The following is a 17465-nucleotide window of genomic DNA, read 5'->3' as shown; positions in this document are numbered from 1 at the left end:
CACGCGGGCACAGACGCGACGCTGACGTGAATGCGCCCGTCAGCGCGCGTAGACGCGGACCTCTGTCGCCTTTATCGCGAAGTACACCTCGAGGCCGGGGGCCAAGCCCAGTTCCGCGGCGGCGGCCGGGGTCAGGTCGGCGGACAGTCCGGGGCTGCCGTCCGTGCGTTCCTCGGCCTGGACCCGGATGATGCCGCCGCGGTCGGTGAGTTCGGCGATGCGTGCTCGGAAGACGTTGCGCGGGCTGCCGATCGGTGGGTCGCGGTATACCGCCACGGCGGAAGGTGAGAAGACGGCGGCGGCCGGGAGACCGGGATGCCAGTCGTCGGTACCGCGGCCGTGCACGAGGTCGGTGCCGCAGCGCACCGCCTGCGTGGGCGGGTGGTCGGTCGAAACAAGCACGGGGCCAGCGTGTTCCGAGGCCGCGTGGTCCGGTTCGCCATGGGGAGCCGCGGAACTGTCGGCCTCGACCGCGGTGCCGAGCAGTAGGTTCGCTCCGGCGATGCGGGCGGCGAAGGCGCTGCGGGGACGCGAGAGGACGTCCGCCACCGGGCCTTGTTCGACGACCCGGCCCGCTTCCAGCACGACCACCCGGTCGGCGAGGGTCAGCGCGTCGACGAGGTCGTGGGTGACGAGAATCGTGCTGGGGGACGGGGTATTCCGCTGTTCGCGCAGCACCCGCCGCAGGAGCGTGCGCATGGCCGGTGCGGCCGTCACGTCGAGGGCGGCCATCGGTTCGTCGAGCAGCAGCACGCGGGGCTCGACGGCCAGCGCCCGTGCCAGCGCCACCCGCTGCGCCTGCCCGCCGGACAGCTCGCCCGGCCGCCGGTCGGCCAGGCCCGCCGCGTCGACCGCGCGCAACCATTCGCTCGCCACGGCCGCCGCCCGCGTCCGCCCGTTTCGGCTGCGCGGCCCGAACGCCACGTTCGCCGCGGCCGTCAAGTGCGGAAACAGCAGGGGATCCTGTGCGAGCAGCGAGATCCCACGCCGATGCGGCGGCACGACCACCCCCGCCTCGACATCGGTCAACACCTGCCCGCCCAGTCGCACGAACCCGTCGTCGGGCACCACCAACCCGGCCACCACATCCAACACGGTCGACTTCCCCGCCCCGTTCGGCCCCAGCACCGCCAGCACTTCCCCTGGCGCAACGCACAATTCGACATCCAGCCCCCGCCCGGCAACTCGGACCGACACCTCGAGCCCCGCACTGCTTCGCGCCACATCCACAGTCCGCGCCGTCATCGCCGCTCCCCACCCGGAACCGCACTGGCCCTTCCTCGCCTTCATTACCGCTCCCGCCCGGAACCGCCTCGGTCGCCGACTTCCTCGCCGCCCTGCCCGGAACCAGCTCGGTTGCCGATTTCCTTGTCGCCCTCCCCGGAATCAGCTCGGTTACCGACTTCCTTGCTGCCCTGCCCGGGGCCGCCCCAGCGCCAGAGGCCGCCCGCCCACTCCCGGCTCTCGGCGACGCCGACCCGGCGGTAGGCGACCAGCACGATCAGGACCGCGACCAATACCAGGAGCAGCGAAAGGGCAACGGCGGCATCGGGGTCGGCCTCGCGTTGGAGATAGATTTCCAGTGGCAGGGTGCGGGTGCGGCCTTGCAGGCTGCCCGCGAAGGTGAGGGTGGCGCCGAATTCGCCGAGGGCGCGGGCGAAGGCGAGGACCGCGCCCGAGATGAGCGCGGGACGCAGCAGGGGCAGGGTGATTCGCCACCAGACGGTCGCGGGCGCGGCGCCGAGGGTGGCGGCGATCCGCTCGTAGCGATCCCCGGCCGTGCGCATCGCGCCCTCCAGCGTGATCACCAGGAACGGCAGGGCGACGAAGGCCTGCGCCAGCACGACGGCCGTGGTGCTGAACGCGATCCGCACCCCGGCCGCCTCCAACCACCCGCCGAGCAGGCCGTTGCGCCCGAACAGATACAACAGCGCGAGCCCGCCCACGACCGGCGGTAATACCAAGGGCAGCAACACCATCGCCCGCAGCACCGGCAGCACCCGCCACCGCACCCGGGCGAGCACCACCGCCATCGGCACCCCCAGCACCACACACAACGCGGTACTGGCCAGCGCCGTCCGCAAGCTCAGCGACAACGCGTCCCGCGACGCGGGGGAGGACACCAACTCGAAGAAACCCGACCAGTCCACCGCACCCGCCAGCCCCACCAGCGGCACAGCCACGAACGCAAACCCGAACAGCGCGGGAATCAGCAACCACCCCGGCACCGCCAGCCCAGGCCCGCGCACCACCGCCCGCACAGCACGCCCCACCGGCCGCACTACGCTCGGGCAGCGGCCGTCGGCACGCGGGATCCCGGCGGTTCTCACGGTGCTCCGAAACCGGCGTTCGAGAGCGCGGTGTGGCCCTGTGGTCCGGTGACGAGTTCCTCGAATTGGTGGGCGAGTTCCGCGTGCTTCGAATCCGCTACGGTCGCAATGGGGTAGGAGTTGATCGCGCTCGCGGACTCCGGGAAGGGCACCTGGGCTACCTTGTCGCTCGCTCCGGCGGCGTCGGTGACGTAGACCAATCCGGCGTCGGCCTCGCCGGAGGTCACCTTGGCGAGTACATCGGTCACCGCGGATTCCTCGCTGACGGGGGCGATCGACACCTTCGCGGCGGTGGTCACCTTTCGGGTGGCCGAACCACAGGGCACCTGCGGCGCGCACACCACCAGGCGCAACCCCGGTCGGGTCAGGTCCGCCAGCGACGCAACGTGTTTCGGATTGCCCGGCGGCGTGACGATGGTGAGCACGTTGGTGGCGAACAGGCGCGGCTGCTCGGTGATCCGCCCACCTTGCACCGCCTTGTCCATATTGGCGGTATCGGCGGAGGCGAACACGTCGGCGGGCGCGCCCTGGTTCAGCTGCGCGGCCAGATCCGATGAACCGGCGAAGGAGAAGGCCACCTTCGTATTCGGGTGCGCCGCCTCGAATTCGGCGCCGAGTTCGCCGAAGACCTTGTTCAGCGAGGCGGCCGCGAACACGGTCACCGTGGTCGTGCCGGAGCCGGAGTCGGCGGCACCGCAGCCGGCGAGCGCCACCGTGAGCGCCGCGGCCGCAGCCGCCACGCCGATCCGGCGGCCCCGCCTCAGCCGCGCGCGGCGGGCGTCTCGACGACGACCGTGGTCGCCTTCACGCTCGCCACCGCCACGCTGCCCGGCTCCAGCCCGAGTTCCCGCACCGACTCGCTGCTCATCAGCGATACCACCGTGAACGGCCCGCATTGCATCTCCACCTGTGCCATCACCCCGTCGGCCACCACGCGGGTGACCAGTCCGGGTAACCGATTGCGTGCCGAACTGGCACTGCCCAGCCGCGTCCGCGGCGTCCGCGCGTGCTCGGCCGCGAGCACCGCCAGGTCGCGGCCCTCGATCGCCAGCCGCCCCGACCCGTCCTTGTGCGCGGCGAGGGCGCCGGTATCGATCCACCGGCGCACGGTGTCGTCGCTGACGCCGAGCAGTTCGGCGGCGTCACGGATTCGCAAGCTGGCCACGCCAGCAGCATAGGTCCGAAAAATCGGCGCAACAACGGCGGATCCTCCGAGGATGCGGCTGTGCGACCCAGTGTTTATGGAGAAGTCACCGACGACGGGCGTGTGCTGTCACCCGCGGCCAGTACTCTCGAAGCAATCATGGCCACCTACTTCGATCCCAAGACCTGGTCGCCGCTGCGCGCCGTCGACGTCGGTCGGCGCCTGCTCGACCCGGGTCTGCTGGACCAGTGGGCGGCGTTCACCAGCGCCTGGCTGGATCCGGTCGCCGACCTGAGTGCCGGCACCGTCACCGCGCTGCTGCCCGACGCGCTGCTGACCCTGCTCAGCGAGGGGATTCTGAGTCAGTTCGGTGGCCGGGAGGTCAATGCCACCCTGCTCGGGCACGAGCTGACGGCGACGCTGCGGGTGCTGAAGGTGCGCCGCCGCGGCGCGCACTTCCAGAGCAAGACGGAGCTGGCCGAGCTTTCCTGGAACGGCCACCCGATCGAGGAGATGACCGTGGTCGCGCACGGCGTCCGGTTGATTCCGGGCGTGCCGACCAAGGTGCGCACCACGAATCTCGACGTCACCGGCACGGTCACCACCGCGGCGCTGGTCGCGTGGCTCAACGACTGGCAGCTGGACTGGGAACTCGGGGTGGATCCGCGCACCGGCCTGATCACGGCCCGGCACCGGCGGCGGGGCCTCCGGGCGGTGGTGGACGCGTCGGTCGCGGAGAACCTGGTCCGCGTCGCGGTGCACCGGGCGAGCTGGTTCGGGGTGCGGGTGCCGCGGCGATGGGTGCGGGTCGCGCCACTGCCGCTGACCGAACTGCCGAAGAACATCACCGTCGTGCGCGCCGACCGCGACGGCGACCGGGTGCGGTTCCGCATCGACCTGCCCGAGATCACCGGGTCGTTCGATCTCGCGCAGATCCGCTCGGCGATCGTCGCGGGCACCACGCTCGTCATCTTCTGAGCAGAGCTAGGGCGCGCCGGCGTGCCACCACTCCAGCAGTGCCGCCTCGGCCTCGTCGCGCGACATCGGCCCGCGGTCCAGGCGCAATTCCTTGAGGTACCGCCACGCCCGGCCGACCTGCGGGCCCGGTTCCAGGCCGAGCAGTTCCATGATCGCGTTGCCGTCCAGGTCGGGCCGGACGCGGTCGAGGTTCTCCTGCTGCTGCAGCTGCTCGATGCGGGCTTCCAGGTCGTCGTAGGTGGACTGGAGTTGCGCGGCGCGGCGCTTGTTGCGGGTGGTGCAGTCGGCGCGGACCAGCTTGTGCAGCCGCGGCAGCAGCTCACCGGCATCGGTGACGTAGCGGCGCACCGCCGAATCCGTCCACTGGCCCTTGCCGTAGCCGTGGAAGCGTAGGTGCAGGTAGACGAGCCGAGCCACGTCCTCGGTGAATTGCTTCGGGTACTTCAGCGCCCGCATCCGTTTGCGCACCATCTTGGCGCCGACCACCTCGTGGTGGTGGAAGCTGACCCCGCCGCCGGGCTCGTTGCGCTTGGTCGGGGGCTTGCCGATGTCGTGCAGCAGCGCGGCCCAGCGCAGCACCAGGTCCGGATCGCCATCCTCCTGGTCGATCGCTTGGCGCAGCACGGTGAGCGAGTGCTGGTAGACGTCCTTGTGCTGGTGGTGCTCGTCGATCTCCAGCCGCATGGCCGGGACCTCGGGCAGCACCCGTTCGGCCAGGCCGGTCTCGCACATCACGTCGATGCCCTCGAGCGGGTGTTCGCCGGCGATCAGCTTGTCGAGTTCGGTGCGGACCCGTTCGGCGGTGATGCGCTCGATCTCGTCGGCCATTACCGCGATCGCCGCGCGCACCCGCGGCGCGAGCTCGAATCCCAACTGCGACACGAAACGCGCGGCGCGCAGCATCCGCAGCGGGTCGTCGTTGAACGAATCCTCCGGCGCCGCAGGGGTATCCAGCACGCCCGCCAGCAGCGCGTCCATCCCGTTCAGCGGGTCGACGAACTCGAGTTCGCCCGTCGCGCCGATCCGCACCGCCATGGCGTTGACGGTGAAGTCGCGCCGGACCAGATCGCCGTCGAGGGTGTCGCCGAAGGTGACCTCGGGATTGCGGGAAACCCGGTCGTAGCTGTCGCTGCGGAACGTCGTGATCTCCAGCTGCCAGCCCGATTTCGCCGCGCTGACCGTCCCGAACGCCAAACCGCCGGTGTCCCAGATGTTGTCGGCCCACCCCCGCACGATCTCGAGCACCGTCTCAGGCCGCGCGTCGGTCGTGAAATCCAGATCCGTCCCCAGCCGCCCCAGCACCGCATCCCGCACACTGCCCCCCACCAGGTACAGCTGATGCCCCCGCGCCGCGAACCGCGCACCCAGCGGAGTCAGCACATCCGCCAACCGCCCCACGGTGATCGCCGCCGCCGCCAGCAAACGAGTACGACGATCCTCACTCGGATCAGACACAGACGCATCCTCGGAAGTCGGCGAAACCACGGAAACGCAGCTTAGTTGGTCCCCCGAAACCGACAAGCAACCCCGCACGGTTTGCGGCGCGGGCTCGGTTTTCGGCGGTCTCCGCGCAAGCGACGAAGGAGCAAGCGGAGGCCGTCGAAAACCGAGCCTCAAAGCGCCGCAAACCCCGCGACGCCGAAGGCGGCGCAATTCAACACAGCTAGACTGGCGCAGTGTCTCCGGCCGATCGCGCGAACAGTCGACGTCGCCAGCCCCGGCGCCGCGGTTCGGCCGGTAATGCGGCGGACCCCCGCAGGGGCAAACCGCGCATGCGTACGGTGCGTGAGACGTCGGCGGGCGGCTTGGTCGTCGACGGTTTGGACGGTCCGGGGGAGCAGCGCTGCGCGGCGTTGATCGGGCGCACCGACCGGCGGGGTCGGCTACTGTGGTCGCTGCCGAAGGGGCATATCGAGGAGGGGGAGACCGCCGAGCAGACGGCCGTGCGTGAGGTCGCGGAGGAGACGGGGATCAACGGGGTGGTCGTCGCCGAGCTCGGCAGTATCGACTATTGGTTCGTCACCGAGGGCCGCCGGGTACACAAGACCGTGCATCACTATCTGATGCGGTCGGTGGGCGGCGAGCTGTCCGATGCCGACGTCGAGGTCACCAAGGTGGCGTGGGTGCCGTTGAGCGAGCTCGACACCCGGCTCGCCTACGCCGACGAGCGCCGGCTGGCGGAGGTCGCGAACCGTCTGATCGACCGGATGGAGAACGGCAGACAATGACGCGTGCGGACCACCATCGACGCCGGTGGGCGCCGATGCTCGTCACGCTGGCGCTGGCGGTGCTCGCCGCACCGTTCGCCGGCCCGGCCGCGGCGCAGCCCGCGGGCAGCGGCTCGTCCACGTCGGCGCCGAAATTTCTCAAGCTGACGCTCGATTCGGTGACGCCGAACACGGTGACCACGAGCAGTGATTCGGTGCTGACGGTGTCGGGGACGGTGACCAATATCGGCGACCGGGTGGTCGACGACGTGAGTGTGCGCATTCAGCGCGCGAGCGCCATCACGACGCCCAGCGGGTTGCGGTCGACGTTGCGGCTCGATCAGGTCAACTACGACGTCGTCGCGCCGTTCCAGGATGTCACCGAGCAATTGACGCCGGGGCAGCGCAAGCAGTTCTCGCTGCGGATCGGGGTGCGCGACGGCGTGCACGGCGGCGGCGCCCCGGTCTCGTCGTCGCTGGGGATCACCGAGCCCGGGGTGTATCCGCTGTTGTTGAACGTCAACGGCGAACCGGCCTACGGCAATCAGGCCCGGCTCGACGACGCCCGCTTCCTGCTGCCGGTGGTCGGCCTGCCGCCGACCTCGACCGATGCGAAAGAGGCGGGGGCGCAAGCGGTTCCGCCGAACACCGACGCGCCGGTGGCGACCACGATGGTGTGGCCGCTGGCGGATCGGCCGCGCCGGGTGGCCGGCATTCCGGGGTCGGTGGACGGCAAGGACCTGCTGACCGACGACGAGCTGGCGGGCGAGCTGGCGCCGGGCGGTCGCCTGGATCAGCTGCTGTCCGCGCTGGAGTCGACGGTGCGGCCCGATGCGGCGCGGGAGCCGGGGCGGTCCGGGCCGGGTCTGGCGAGCGCGGTGTGCCTGGCGATCGATCCCGATCTGCTGCTGACGGTTTCGGACATGATCGACGGCTATCGCGTGCTGGCGAGCCCGTCGGATCCCGACGGCCCGACCCGGGACGGCGCCGGTTCCACGGCCGCCCAATCCTGGCTGGACCGGTTGCGCACACTGGCGCCCTCGATGTGCACCGTGGCGCTGCCGTTCGCGCAGGTCGACATCGGCGCGCTGGCCGCGGTGCACGATCCGGAGCTGACCGCCCGCGCCATCGACGCACCGGCCGACATCGTGGACTCGCTGCTGTCGGTGAAATCGGTGCGCGGAGTGGCACTGCCGGCGTCGGGCAGCCTCGACGCGGAGGGCGCCACGCTGCTCGCCGGGCACGGCTACCAGACCTCGGTGCTCGCCGACAATGCCGTGGCGCCGGCCGATTCCCTCGATACCGCAACGGGTTCCGGGGTGTCGCGGGCGGAGGGCGCGACGGTCCGCAGCACGGCGGCGGTGACGGGGGAGACCGATACGCCCAGTCCGGAAATGGTGCGGCTGCCCGGCATCACCGCGCCGGCGTCGACGACGACCGCGCCGACCGAGCCCGGCATGCGGGTGGCGACCTTCGACACCTGGTCGGCCACCGCGCTGGCTGCCGTCGGCTCCAATCCGCCGACGCCGCCGTTCACCCCCGACGGCGTCCGCTACGAAGTGACGAACGATTCGCGCGCGGCCCGGTTGCAGGACGCGCTCGGGGCGGTGTCGTGGTCGGCGCTGAATCCGCAGGCCGAGCGGCCGCGGTCGGTGTTCTTCATGCCGCCGCAGCAGTGGGGGGCGGGCCGTGACGAGGCGACCGCCCTGCTCGGGCAGCTCGATCTGCTGTTCCGCAGCGGCCTGGCCACGCCGCGGTCGTTCCAGGACGTGCTGGCGCTGCCGCCGGACCCGCGGCCCTTCGACGTGAACTATCGGGCCGAGGCCGCGGCCGCCGCGGTGCCCGACCAGTTCATCGCGCCGATTCAGGAGCAGGCGCGGCGGATCACCGACCTGACCGGTGCGCTGGTCGAGGTGCCGCAGCAGGAACCGACGCCGCGCACCTTCGTCACGCCGCTGCGCAACGATCTGGTGCGGTCGCTGACCATGTCGGATCGAACGAGCGCCGGGACACAGGCGGACACCGCCGCGCAGCGCCGCGTCGACCAGGTCACGCGGACGATGGACAACCTGTTCCGCTCGGTCACGGTGCTGCCGCCGGGCGGGGTGTACACGCTGGCGTCCGAGCAGAGTCCGCTGCTTCTGGTGGCGCGCAACGAACTTCCCGTCGCGATCCGGATCCGGTTCGAGATCGGCGCGCCCGCCGAGACGAACATCACCGACATCGGCGAGCAGCAATTGCCCGCCGAGGGGACGCGGTCGTTCCAAATCCCGACTCAGGTCAGCGACAGCCGTAATCTGGTGATTCCGATCTCCATTACCACACCGGACGGGATCGCGCTCGGCAACGCCACGTCGGTCTCGGTGCGGTCCAACGCATACGGTCAAGCGTTGGCGATAATTACCGCATGTGCCGGTGCGCTGCTGCTCCTGCTGGCCGGTCGCCGACTGTGGCGGCGCTTCCGGGGGCAGCCGGATCCGGCCGACGAGGGGTTGGACCCGGGGAAGCGGCGCAGGCTGAACCGATACCTGCGCGCGCGGAAGCGGGTGCTGCAGCGACAGGAGGGACCATGAGCGACGCCGGCTCGGACACGAGCACCGCCGCACGGGGCATCCCGTCGCACCTTGATCGACCCACGCCCACCCCCCGTACCGCATGGCCGCGGACTGTCCGGTCGTCCGGGGAGGCGCGGTGAGCGACTATGACGACCGACCCCGGCGCACGGGTCCCGACGATGAGGAGCCCGCACCGCGCCGCGCGCCCGCCGCACCTTGGGAGCGCAACCGACCCCGTCCGGCACCGCCGATCGACGGTCCCCCCGGTGACCCCCGGCGCGCGGCCCCACCGCACCCGCCGCGCCGCCCGGTCCCGCTGAGCGGTCCGATCCCGCCGGTACCACCGGGCGGCACTCCCGTGCCCCCACCCAGCGGTCCGGTGCGTCGCGTCCCACCGGGCCCGAATTCCCAAGTGCCGCCCAGCGGTTCGATCCGCCGGGTCCCGCCGAACGACCCCGACGCACGCCCCGTCCCCCCGAACGACATCCCGCGCCGGATACCCCCGAACGACCTCGACGCACGCCGCATGCCGCCCGGCGAGCCCGACGCACCTCGGATGCCGTCGGTCGATCCCGGCCGTCGCATGCCGCCGGACGACCCGGACGTGCGCCGCATGCCCCCGCTGGACGCCGACGCCCGGCGCATGGCCGCACCAGACCCTGACGCCCGGCGCATGGCCGCACCAGATCCCGACGCACGCAGGATGGCCGCACCAGATCCCGACGCACGCAGGATGGCCGCACCGGATCCCGAGGCACGACGCATGGCCGCACCGGATCCCGACGCACGCCGCATGGCCGCACCGGATCCTGACGGACGGCGCATGCCGCCGAACGATGCGGCGCGACGGATGCCGCCGGGCGGGCCCGGGCGTCCGCTGCCGCCCAATGCTCCCAACGGGCGGATGCCGCCGAGTGGGCCGATGCGGCAGTTGCCGCCCGACGCTCGTCCCGGCGGCGCGCCGCATCCCGGACCGCCGGGTGCGCGGCGCGGTATGCCGCCGCAGGGTCGGCCGGTGCCGCCGGGCCGCGGACCGATCGATCCGGACGGGCCGACGCACAAGATCCCGCGCCGCGACCTACCCGCCGACGCGCGGTCCGACGCCCGCCCGCCCCGGCGCGGCACACCGCCGGACCGCGAGGCCCGCCCGGCCCACCCGCGCACCGCCCCGCAGGCGGCGGTCGCGACGCGGGAGAACTCGAACAGCCGCCTGGTCCGCGATTCCGGTTCCATCGCGATCGCGACGCTGATCAGCCGCATCACCGGTTTCGGCAAACAGCTGCTGCTGGTGACCGTGCTCGGCCCGGCCATCGCCAGTGCCTTCGCCTCGGCGAGCCTGATGCCGAACATGATCGCCGAACTGGTGCTCGGCGCCGTACTCACCGCGATCGTGGTGCCCACCCTGGTGCGCGCGGAGCAGGAGGACCCCGACGGCGGCGCGGCCTTCGTCCGACGCCTGGTCACGGCCGCGGCCACCATCCTGATGATCGCGACGGTGCTCGCCGTCGCGGCCGCGCCCATCCTCGCGACGCACGTGTTCGTCTCGTCGGACGGCAAGGTGAACACCACGCTCACCACCGCGCTGACCTATCTGCTGCTCCCCGCGATCCTGTTCTACGGGCTGTCCGCCCTGCTCACGGCGGTGCTCAACACGCGCGGCGCGTTCAAGCCCGGCGCCTGGGCACCGGTCATGAACAACATCGTCGTGCTGGTGGTGCTGGCGCTCTACGCGCTCACCCCGGGCGAGATCACCCTCGACCCGGTGCGGATGAGCGACCCGAAACTGCTGCTGCTCGGCGCCGGCGTGACGCTCGGCGTGATCACGCAGGCGGCGAGCCTGCTGCCCGCGATCCGCCGCAACAACATCGACCTGCGCCCGCTGTGGGGACTGGACGCGCGGCTCAAGCAGTTCGGCGCGATGGCCGCGGCGATCATCCTGTACGTGCTGATCAGCCAGGTCGGCATGATCATCGCCAACAACATCTCCTCGCACGCCGACGCGGCCGGGCCGACGATCTACCAGAACGCCTGGCTGCTGCTGCAGCTGCCGTACGGCGTCCTCGGCGTCACGTTGCTGACCGCGATCATGCCGCGGCTGAGCCGCAACGCCGCCGCCGACGACACCCCGGCCGTCGTGGACGACCTGTCCGTGGCGACCCGCCTGACCATGATCGCGCTGATCCCCGTCGTCACCTTCCTGACGATGGCCGGGCCGCAGGTCGGCGAGGCGCTGTTCGGGTACGCGCGCTTCGCCGAGGACGCCGAACGCCTCGGCCAGGCGGTGAGCTGGTCGGCGTTCACGCTGATTCCCTACGCGCTGGTGCTGATTCACCTGCGCGTCTTCTACGCCCGCGAGCAGGTGTGGACGCCGACGTGGATCGTCCTGGGCATCACGACGGTCAAGGTGCTGTTCTCCGCGCTGGCCCCGATGATCGCGAGCTCGGCCGAGCAGGTCGTGATCGTGCTCGGCGTGGCGACCGGCCTCGGCTACGCCGTCGGCGCGGTGATCGGCGGGTACCTGCTGCACCAGAGCCTGGGCGATCTGCGCATGGCCAACGTCGGGCGCACGGTGACCCGCGTGGTGCTGGCGTCGGTGGCCGGGGCCGCGGTGGCGCTGATCGTCGACCAGGTGATCGGGCTGTCGAATCTGCATCACGGCATCGGCGCGCTGTTCCGGGTCGCCGTCGACGGCATCGTCATGTTCGGTCTGGCCTTCGGTCTGATGCGCCTGGCCGGCATCCCCGAGATCGTGGCGATCACGGTGGCGATCTCCCGGCGGCTGGGCATCACGCCGCCCGCGCCGGACCTCGGCCTCGACGACACCGACGCGGACATGCACGACACCATGGTGCTGCCGCGGCCGGACTTCGACGCGCCCTACTACTACCGGTACGACCCGTATCTGGACAGCCAGCAGACCATGGTCCTACCTGTTATCCGCCCCGGTGCCGTTGACCGCACCGGCGGGAGTGAGTTCCCGTACCCTGTTCGGCAGAGAAACGCAAACGCCGGTTCCGGCACCCGCGGGGTCGGCGACGCCGGTACCCGTGCAGAGCCGGATGTCGGTCGAGTCGGCGACGTCCCCGGTGCGACGCCGACTTATCGAACTTCGACACACCAGGGCGAAGGAGGCACGAGGGTGAGCGACGACGCGGCGGGCGGCGTCCCGGCCGCCGACCCTGCCGACGGGGCAGGCACAGTGCGCACCGACGACGTCGTGTCCGGGCAGACCCCGGCGGACCCCGGCGACGCCGAGCACGCCGCGGCAGCACAGGGCGCACCGGAGGCGGGCGACGAACAGTCGTTGCCGCCGCGCGACTCCGCCTACGACACGGGCATGTTGCCGGTCGGCTCGCCGGAGATGCCGCCGATGCGGGTGGAGCCGCCGTCGCGGCGGGCGCAGCGCGGTCCCAAGCTGATGCCCGGAGCCTCGGTCGCCGGCGGGCGCTACCGCCTGCTGGCCGACCACGGCGGGGCGCGCGGCCTGAAGTTCTGGCAGGCACTGGATGTGAAGCTGGATCGCGAGGTCGCACTGACCTTCGTCGACGCCGACCAGAAGGCCGTCGACAACTCCGGCCACGACGGCCCGCAGGCGATCCTGTCGCGCACGCTGCGGCTGGGCCGGATCAATTCGCCGGGCTTGGCGCGCGTGCTGGATGTGGTCCGCGGCAGTTCGGGCGGCATCGTGGTGGCCGAGTGGACGCCGGGCCGGTCGCTGCGCGAGATGGCCGAGACCAGGCCCTCGCCGATCGGCGCCGCGCGCTCGATCCGCGCCCTGGCCGCCGCGGCCGAACTCGCCCACCGCGGTGGCGGGTCGCTGTCGATCGACCATCCCGACCGGGTCCGGATCAGCGCCTCCGGCGACGCCGTGCTGGCGTTCCCGGGCACGTTGTCCGACGCCGACGCCCAGTCCGACGTGCGCGGTCTCGGCGCGATGCTGTACGCGCTGATCACCGCCCGCTGGCCGATCCGCACCGGCGGCGTCAGCGGGGCCGCGGCCTCGGTCGGCGGGCTGCGCCTGGCCGACTTCGGTGCCGACGGCACCCCGGTGGAGCCGCGGCAGATCCGGCCCGAGACCCCGTTCGAGATCTCGGCGGTCGCGGTGCGGTCGCTGGAGTCGAACAAGGGTGTGCGCACGGCGGCCACCGTGCAGCACGTGCTCGAGCAGGCCTCGGTGGTGGATCAGAAGACCGACTTCATCCCGGTGCTGCGGCTGGGTCAGCGCGCCACGAGCGCGCCGGACGAGTCGCTGGCCGATCCGGAACTGCTCGCCGCGGAGAAGGAGCGGTCGCAGCGGATGATGTGGATCCTCGTCGGGCTCGGCGTTCTCGCGGCGCTGGTGGTCGGGGTGATCATCTGGTGGTTGTTGAGCATCTTCGCGCCGGGCGACGCCGAGGCGCCGCTCAACGAGCAGCGCAAGCTGGGCCTGACGACCGCGAGTGTGGCTCCGGTGAACCCGAATTCGGGTGCGCCGGAGGCGACGGCGTCGCCCGACGGCGCCGTCCCGGTGCGCCCGACGGCGGCGACGGTGTTCTCGCCCGAGGGCACGCCGGACAGCCCGGCCGCCGTCGCCTCGGTCCTGGACGGCAACCCGACCACTGTCTGGCACACCGACCAGTATTTCCAGCAGTTCCCCGCGCTCAAGAAGGGCGTGGGGGTGGTGGCCACCCTCGGCAGCCCCAGCAAACTGAGCAAGGTGATCATCGATTCACCCAGTCCGGGCACGGTCGTCGAGGTACGCACCTCGCCGACCGCCACGCCCACGCTCGACCAGACGCAGCTGATCGGCCAGGCCACCCTGGCCGACGGCGCCACCGAGATTCCGCTGCGTGCCGGCCAGCCGGCCCGCTATGTCCTGATCTGGATCACCAGCCTGGCCAACTCCGGCGGCCAGTTCCAGACCTCGATCGCCGACCTCCGCTTCGACGCCGCGCCCTGACGACCTCGGGCGTCGCATTCCGGCTCTGTTCGCTGCTCATCTGAGCTTGCTGCTCATCTGAGACAGCCGATATGATTCACACCGCGCTCTCAGCAGGGGAGCTTCCTGGGATCTGGTGCTTCGGTCCTGGACGACGCGGAATTTGTGATGATGCCCCGCGAGTGAACCATCGACATCGCGCGCCCCGCGCACGGTGTCGCCGAGCGCGGTACCGGGACATCGTGAGCGCTGATCCTAGGGGTTTGTGTTGTCGTTTGATGCGGTCGAGCGCTCCAGCGGGGGGATGTCCGAGTCATCTGCCGTCCGGCGCCGGTCGTTCGATCTCGACGAGGCCACCGACCGCCAGTTGCTCGCCGCGCACGTCGACGGCGACCGCGACGCCTTCCGGGTGCTGTTCCGCCGCCACTACAACCATCTCTGGCAGCTCGCGCTGCGCACCTGCCGCACCCCGGAGGACGCCGCGGACTGCCTGCAGGACGCGCTGCTGTCGGCGCACCGCAATGCCGCCCGCTTCCGCGGCGACGCGGAGGTGCGCAGCTGGCTGCACCGCATCGTCGTCAACGCCTGCCTGGACCGCATGCGCCGCAACAAGTCTCGATACAGCGTCTCGCTGTCCGAGGAGGGGATCGCCGAGCCGGCCGCCGAACGCGACGACATCGCGCATCGCGAGATCTCGATGGTCGTGGACGCCGCGCTGTTCCGATTGCCGAGCGATCAGCGCGCCGCCCTTGTCGCGATCGACATGGAAGGGTATACCGTGGCGGAAGCCGCGCAGTTGCTGGGCGTAGCCGAGGGGACCATCAAGAGCCGGTGCTCCCGTGGTCGCAAGCGGTTGCAGCAAGAGTTGGAATTCCTGCAGGATCCGGGGAACCGGATGTAGTGCGCATGCGTCATTACTAGAGACGGACGAATACACCCTTACCACGGCCTTGGCTGGCCCGACCCGGAGAGGCGATGGACGACAAGGGCGAGGAAGGAACAGGAGGCGCCATGGCTGCCCGCTCGGTGCCGCGGCCGCCGTTCTCGACCGACCTGCTGGCCGACCTCCACGCCGACAATGTCGCCCCGGAGTTGTCCGCGCAGTTGTGGCCACAGGTGCGCGAGGACCCGGAGTCCCTGCGTTTCCTACGCTCCCTCGACGATGTCACCGCCGAACTCCAGGCCCTCGGCCGCGACGACGCCCGCATCATCCACGAGATGCCCCCGGAGGTCGGCGCCCGGCTGGACCGGCTGCTCGACGACCTCGCCCGCGGCGACCACCCGGGCGAGCCCGCCTCGGCCGACCACGTGGCCACCGTGCACCGCCTGCCGTTCCGCGAGGTCCCGGCCGACACTCCGTCCACCCGCCCCATGCCCGCGCTCGCCGCGCCGGACCTCCCGGAGGGTCAGGCCGAGCCGGTCCACCTCGAGGCTCGCCGATCGCGCCGCCTGCGCTGGCTCACCGCCGCCGCCGCGGCCATCGCCGTGCTGGCGGGCACCCTGATCGCGATCGATGCCGTCCGCGGCCCCGGCAGCGCGCCGAAGGCCTTGCCCGCCAAGGATTCCGCGGTCCAGCTCGACGAGGACCTGCCCACCGCGACGCTGCTGAGCGCCATCGGCCGCAACGACGTCACCGGCCCGCTGGCCGCCCCCGCCGCCATGACGGGCTGCATCGCCGCCGCCGGTTACGACCGCACGGTGCTGGGCTCGATGAACGTCACCTTCCGCGGCGGGCCCGCGGTGGTGATCATCCTCACCGGCCCGCAGCCGCCGAAGATCACCGCCCTGGTGGTCGGAAGCGGTTGCGGCCCAGGCGATGCGCAGGTCCTCGACCAGCGCGACATCGGCTGAACCGCCGCCCGCGCCCGGTAGGTGAGGTCCGGGGCAGCGTGCCGGGGCGGGGAACAACAGCGCTTACCCTGTTGTTGATTGGCAAGCCACACACTCCCTCGGAAGGGTCTCATGAACACCCCTGTTCGCGATCTGATCATCGTCGGCTCCGGCCCCGCCGGTTACACCGCCGCGGTCTACGCGGCCCGGGCCGAACTCGAGCCGCTGCTGTTCGAGGGCACCCAGTTCGGCGGCGCCCTGATGACGACCACCGAGGTCGAGAACTTCCCGGGCTTCCGCGAGGGCATCATGGGCCCGGACCTGATGGAGGAGATGCGCGAGCAGGCCAAGCGCTTCGGCGCCGACATCCGCACCGAGGACGTCGACGCGATCGACCTGTCCGGCCCGATCAAGTCCGTCACCGTCGGCGGCGAGACCTACCAGGCCTACGCGATCATCCTCGCCATGGGCTCGGCGGCCCGCTACCTCAACGTGCCGGGGGAGCAGGAGCTGCTCGGCCGCGGCGTGAGCGCCTGCGCCACCTGTGACGGCTTCTTCTTCAAGGGCCAGGACATCGTGGTCGTCGGTGGCGGCGACTCGGCCATGGAGGAGGCGACCTTCCTCACCAAGTTCGCCAGCAGCGTCACCATCGTGCACCGTCGCGAGGAGTTCCGCGCCTCGCGCATCATGCTGGACCGCGCCAAGAACAACGAGAAGATCCGCTTCCGCACCAACGCCGAGGTGCTGCGGGTGCACGGCGAGACCAGCGTGACCGGCCTGACCCTGCGCGACACGGTGACCGGCGAGACCTCCGAGCTGGCCGCGACCGGCCTGTTCGTCGCCATCGGCCACGACCCGCGCAGCGAGCTGGTGCGCGGCCAGGTCGACCTGGACGACGAGGGCTACGTGCTGGTGCAGGATCCGACCACGGCCACCTCCGTCGAGGGTGTCTTCGCCGCCGGCGACCTGGTCGACCACACCTACCGCCAGGCCATCACCGCCGCCGGCACCGGCTGCCGCTCGGCCATCGACGCCGAGCGCTGGCTCGCCGAGAAGGGCGACATCACGTCCAACACCTTGGACCACGCCGGCCAGCCGGTCGAAGTCTCCGCCAACTGATCAGTCTCGTCGCAAGAGTTCGAGGAGTTTCCCCATGTCCGACACCGCCACCAAGACCGTCACCGACGCCACGTTCGCACAGGACGTGCTGGGCAGCGACAAGCCGGTCCTCGTCGATTTCTGGGCGGCGTGGTGCGGTCCCTGCAAGATGGTCGCGCCGGTGCTCGAGGAGATCGCCGCCTCGCACGGCGACAAGCTGACCATCGCGAAGGTGGACGCCGACGCGAACCCGGAGACCGCGAAGGACTACGGCATCCTGTCGTTGCCCACGCTGATCCTGTTCACCGGCGGCCAGGAGACCAAACGGATCGTCGGCGCCAAGGGCAAGGCCGCGCTGCTGCGCGAACTCGAGGGCGTCATCTGACATCATCACTTCATGTCGAG

The 17465-nt window shown here is 71.3% G+C and carries 12 protein-coding genes and 1 pseudogene; 8 read left to right on the top strand and 5 right to left on the bottom strand.

The window, feature by feature from the left end:
* Positions 1 to 39 precede the first annotated feature (39 nt).
* From IU476_RS31960 to IU476_RS31945, 4 genes and pseudogenes are all read right to left on the bottom strand, one after another.
* Positions 40 to 1245 carry a sulfate/molybdate ABC transporter ATP-binding protein gene (locus IU476_RS31960; RefSeq protein ID WP_195106040.1) on the bottom strand — a complete coding sequence of 402 codons (1206 nt, stop codon included), beginning with the start codon at positions 1243 to 1245 and terminating at the stop codon, positions 40 to 42.
* 197 nt (positions 1246 to 1442) lie between these two features.
* Positions 1443 to 2252 (bottom strand): annotated as a pseudogene (locus IU476_RS31955) (ABC transporter permease); the annotation flags it as partial.
* Between the two features lie 74 nt (positions 2253 to 2326).
* Positions 2327 to 3070 (bottom strand): molybdate ABC transporter substrate-binding protein, encoded by a 744-nt coding sequence (modA, locus tag IU476_RS31950; RefSeq protein ID WP_324194483.1) that lies wholly within the window; start codon positions 3068 to 3070, stop codon positions 2327 to 2329.
* A gap of 20 nt (positions 3071 to 3090) precedes the next feature.
* A complete protein-coding gene (locus tag IU476_RS31945; RefSeq protein WP_324194482.1) occupies positions 3091 to 3495 on the bottom strand; it encodes a TOBE domain-containing protein in 405 nt (134 codons plus the stop codon).
* Between the two features lie 138 nt (positions 3496 to 3633).
* On the opposite strand from IU476_RS31945, the gene IU476_RS31940 reads away from it, so the two are divergent.
* A complete protein-coding gene (locus IU476_RS31940) occupies positions 3634 to 4452 on the top strand; it encodes a hypothetical protein (protein ID WP_195106038.1) in 819 nt (272 codons plus the stop codon).
* Positions 4453 to 4458: 6 nt separating this feature from the next.
* On the opposite strand, the gene IU476_RS31935 is transcribed toward IU476_RS31940, so the two are convergent.
* Positions 4459 to 5907 (bottom strand): CCA tRNA nucleotidyltransferase, encoded by a 1449-nt coding sequence (locus IU476_RS31935; protein WP_195106037.1) that lies wholly within the window; start codon positions 5905 to 5907, stop codon positions 4459 to 4461.
* 221 nt (positions 5908 to 6128) lie between these two features.
* Here IU476_RS31935 and IU476_RS31930 point away from each other — a divergent pair, with 221 nt between their 5' ends.
* The 7 genes from IU476_RS31930 to trxA all read left to right on the top strand — a co-directional run bounded on the left by IU476_RS31930 (position 6129) and on the right by trxA (position 17445).
* A complete protein-coding gene (locus IU476_RS31930) occupies positions 6129 to 6680 on the top strand; it encodes an NUDIX hydrolase (RefSeq protein ID WP_195106036.1) in 552 nt (183 codons plus the stop codon).
* Entirely contained in the window at positions 6677 to 9232 is a 2556-nt protein-coding gene (locus IU476_RS31925) for a DUF6049 family protein (RefSeq protein WP_228824636.1), read from the top strand. Before IU476_RS31930 ends, IU476_RS31925 begins: the two co-directional genes overlap by 4 nt.
* 538 nt (positions 9233 to 9770) lie before the next feature.
* On the top strand, positions 9771 to 14153 hold the full coding sequence (locus tag IU476_RS31920) for a murein biosynthesis integral membrane protein MurJ (RefSeq protein WP_324194481.1): 4383 nt from the start codon (positions 9771 to 9773) through the stop codon (positions 14151 to 14153).
* A 283-nt stretch (positions 14154 to 14436) separates the two neighbouring features.
* Positions 14437 to 15033: an RNA polymerase sigma factor SigM gene (gene sigM, locus IU476_RS31915; RefSeq protein WP_195106035.1), complete on the top strand. Its 597-nt coding sequence runs from the start codon at positions 14437 to 14439 to the stop codon at positions 15031 to 15033.
* Positions 15034 to 15143: 110 nt separating this feature from the next.
* On the top strand, positions 15144 to 15983 hold the full coding sequence (locus tag IU476_RS31910) for an RsmA family anti-sigma factor (RefSeq protein ID WP_195106034.1): 840 nt from the start codon (positions 15144 to 15146) through the stop codon (positions 15981 to 15983).
* Between the two features lie 111 nt (positions 15984 to 16094).
* A complete protein-coding gene (gene trxB, locus IU476_RS31905; protein ID WP_195106033.1) occupies positions 16095 to 17081 on the top strand; it encodes a thioredoxin-disulfide reductase in 987 nt (328 codons plus the stop codon).
* Between the two features lie 34 nt (positions 17082 to 17115).
* Positions 17116 to 17445, top strand: coding sequence for a thioredoxin (gene trxA, locus IU476_RS31900; protein WP_195106032.1), 330 nt, complete (start codon positions 17116 to 17118; stop codon positions 17443 to 17445).
* The last annotated feature ends 20 nt before the right edge of the window (positions 17446 to 17465 follow it).

This window comes from Nocardia blacklockiae (assembly GCF_015477355.1).
GTDB classification, from domain to species: Bacteria; Actinomycetota; Actinomycetes; order Mycobacteriales; family Mycobacteriaceae; genus Nocardia; species Nocardia blacklockiae.
This window is presented reverse-complemented; position numbering and strand designations above follow the sequence as displayed.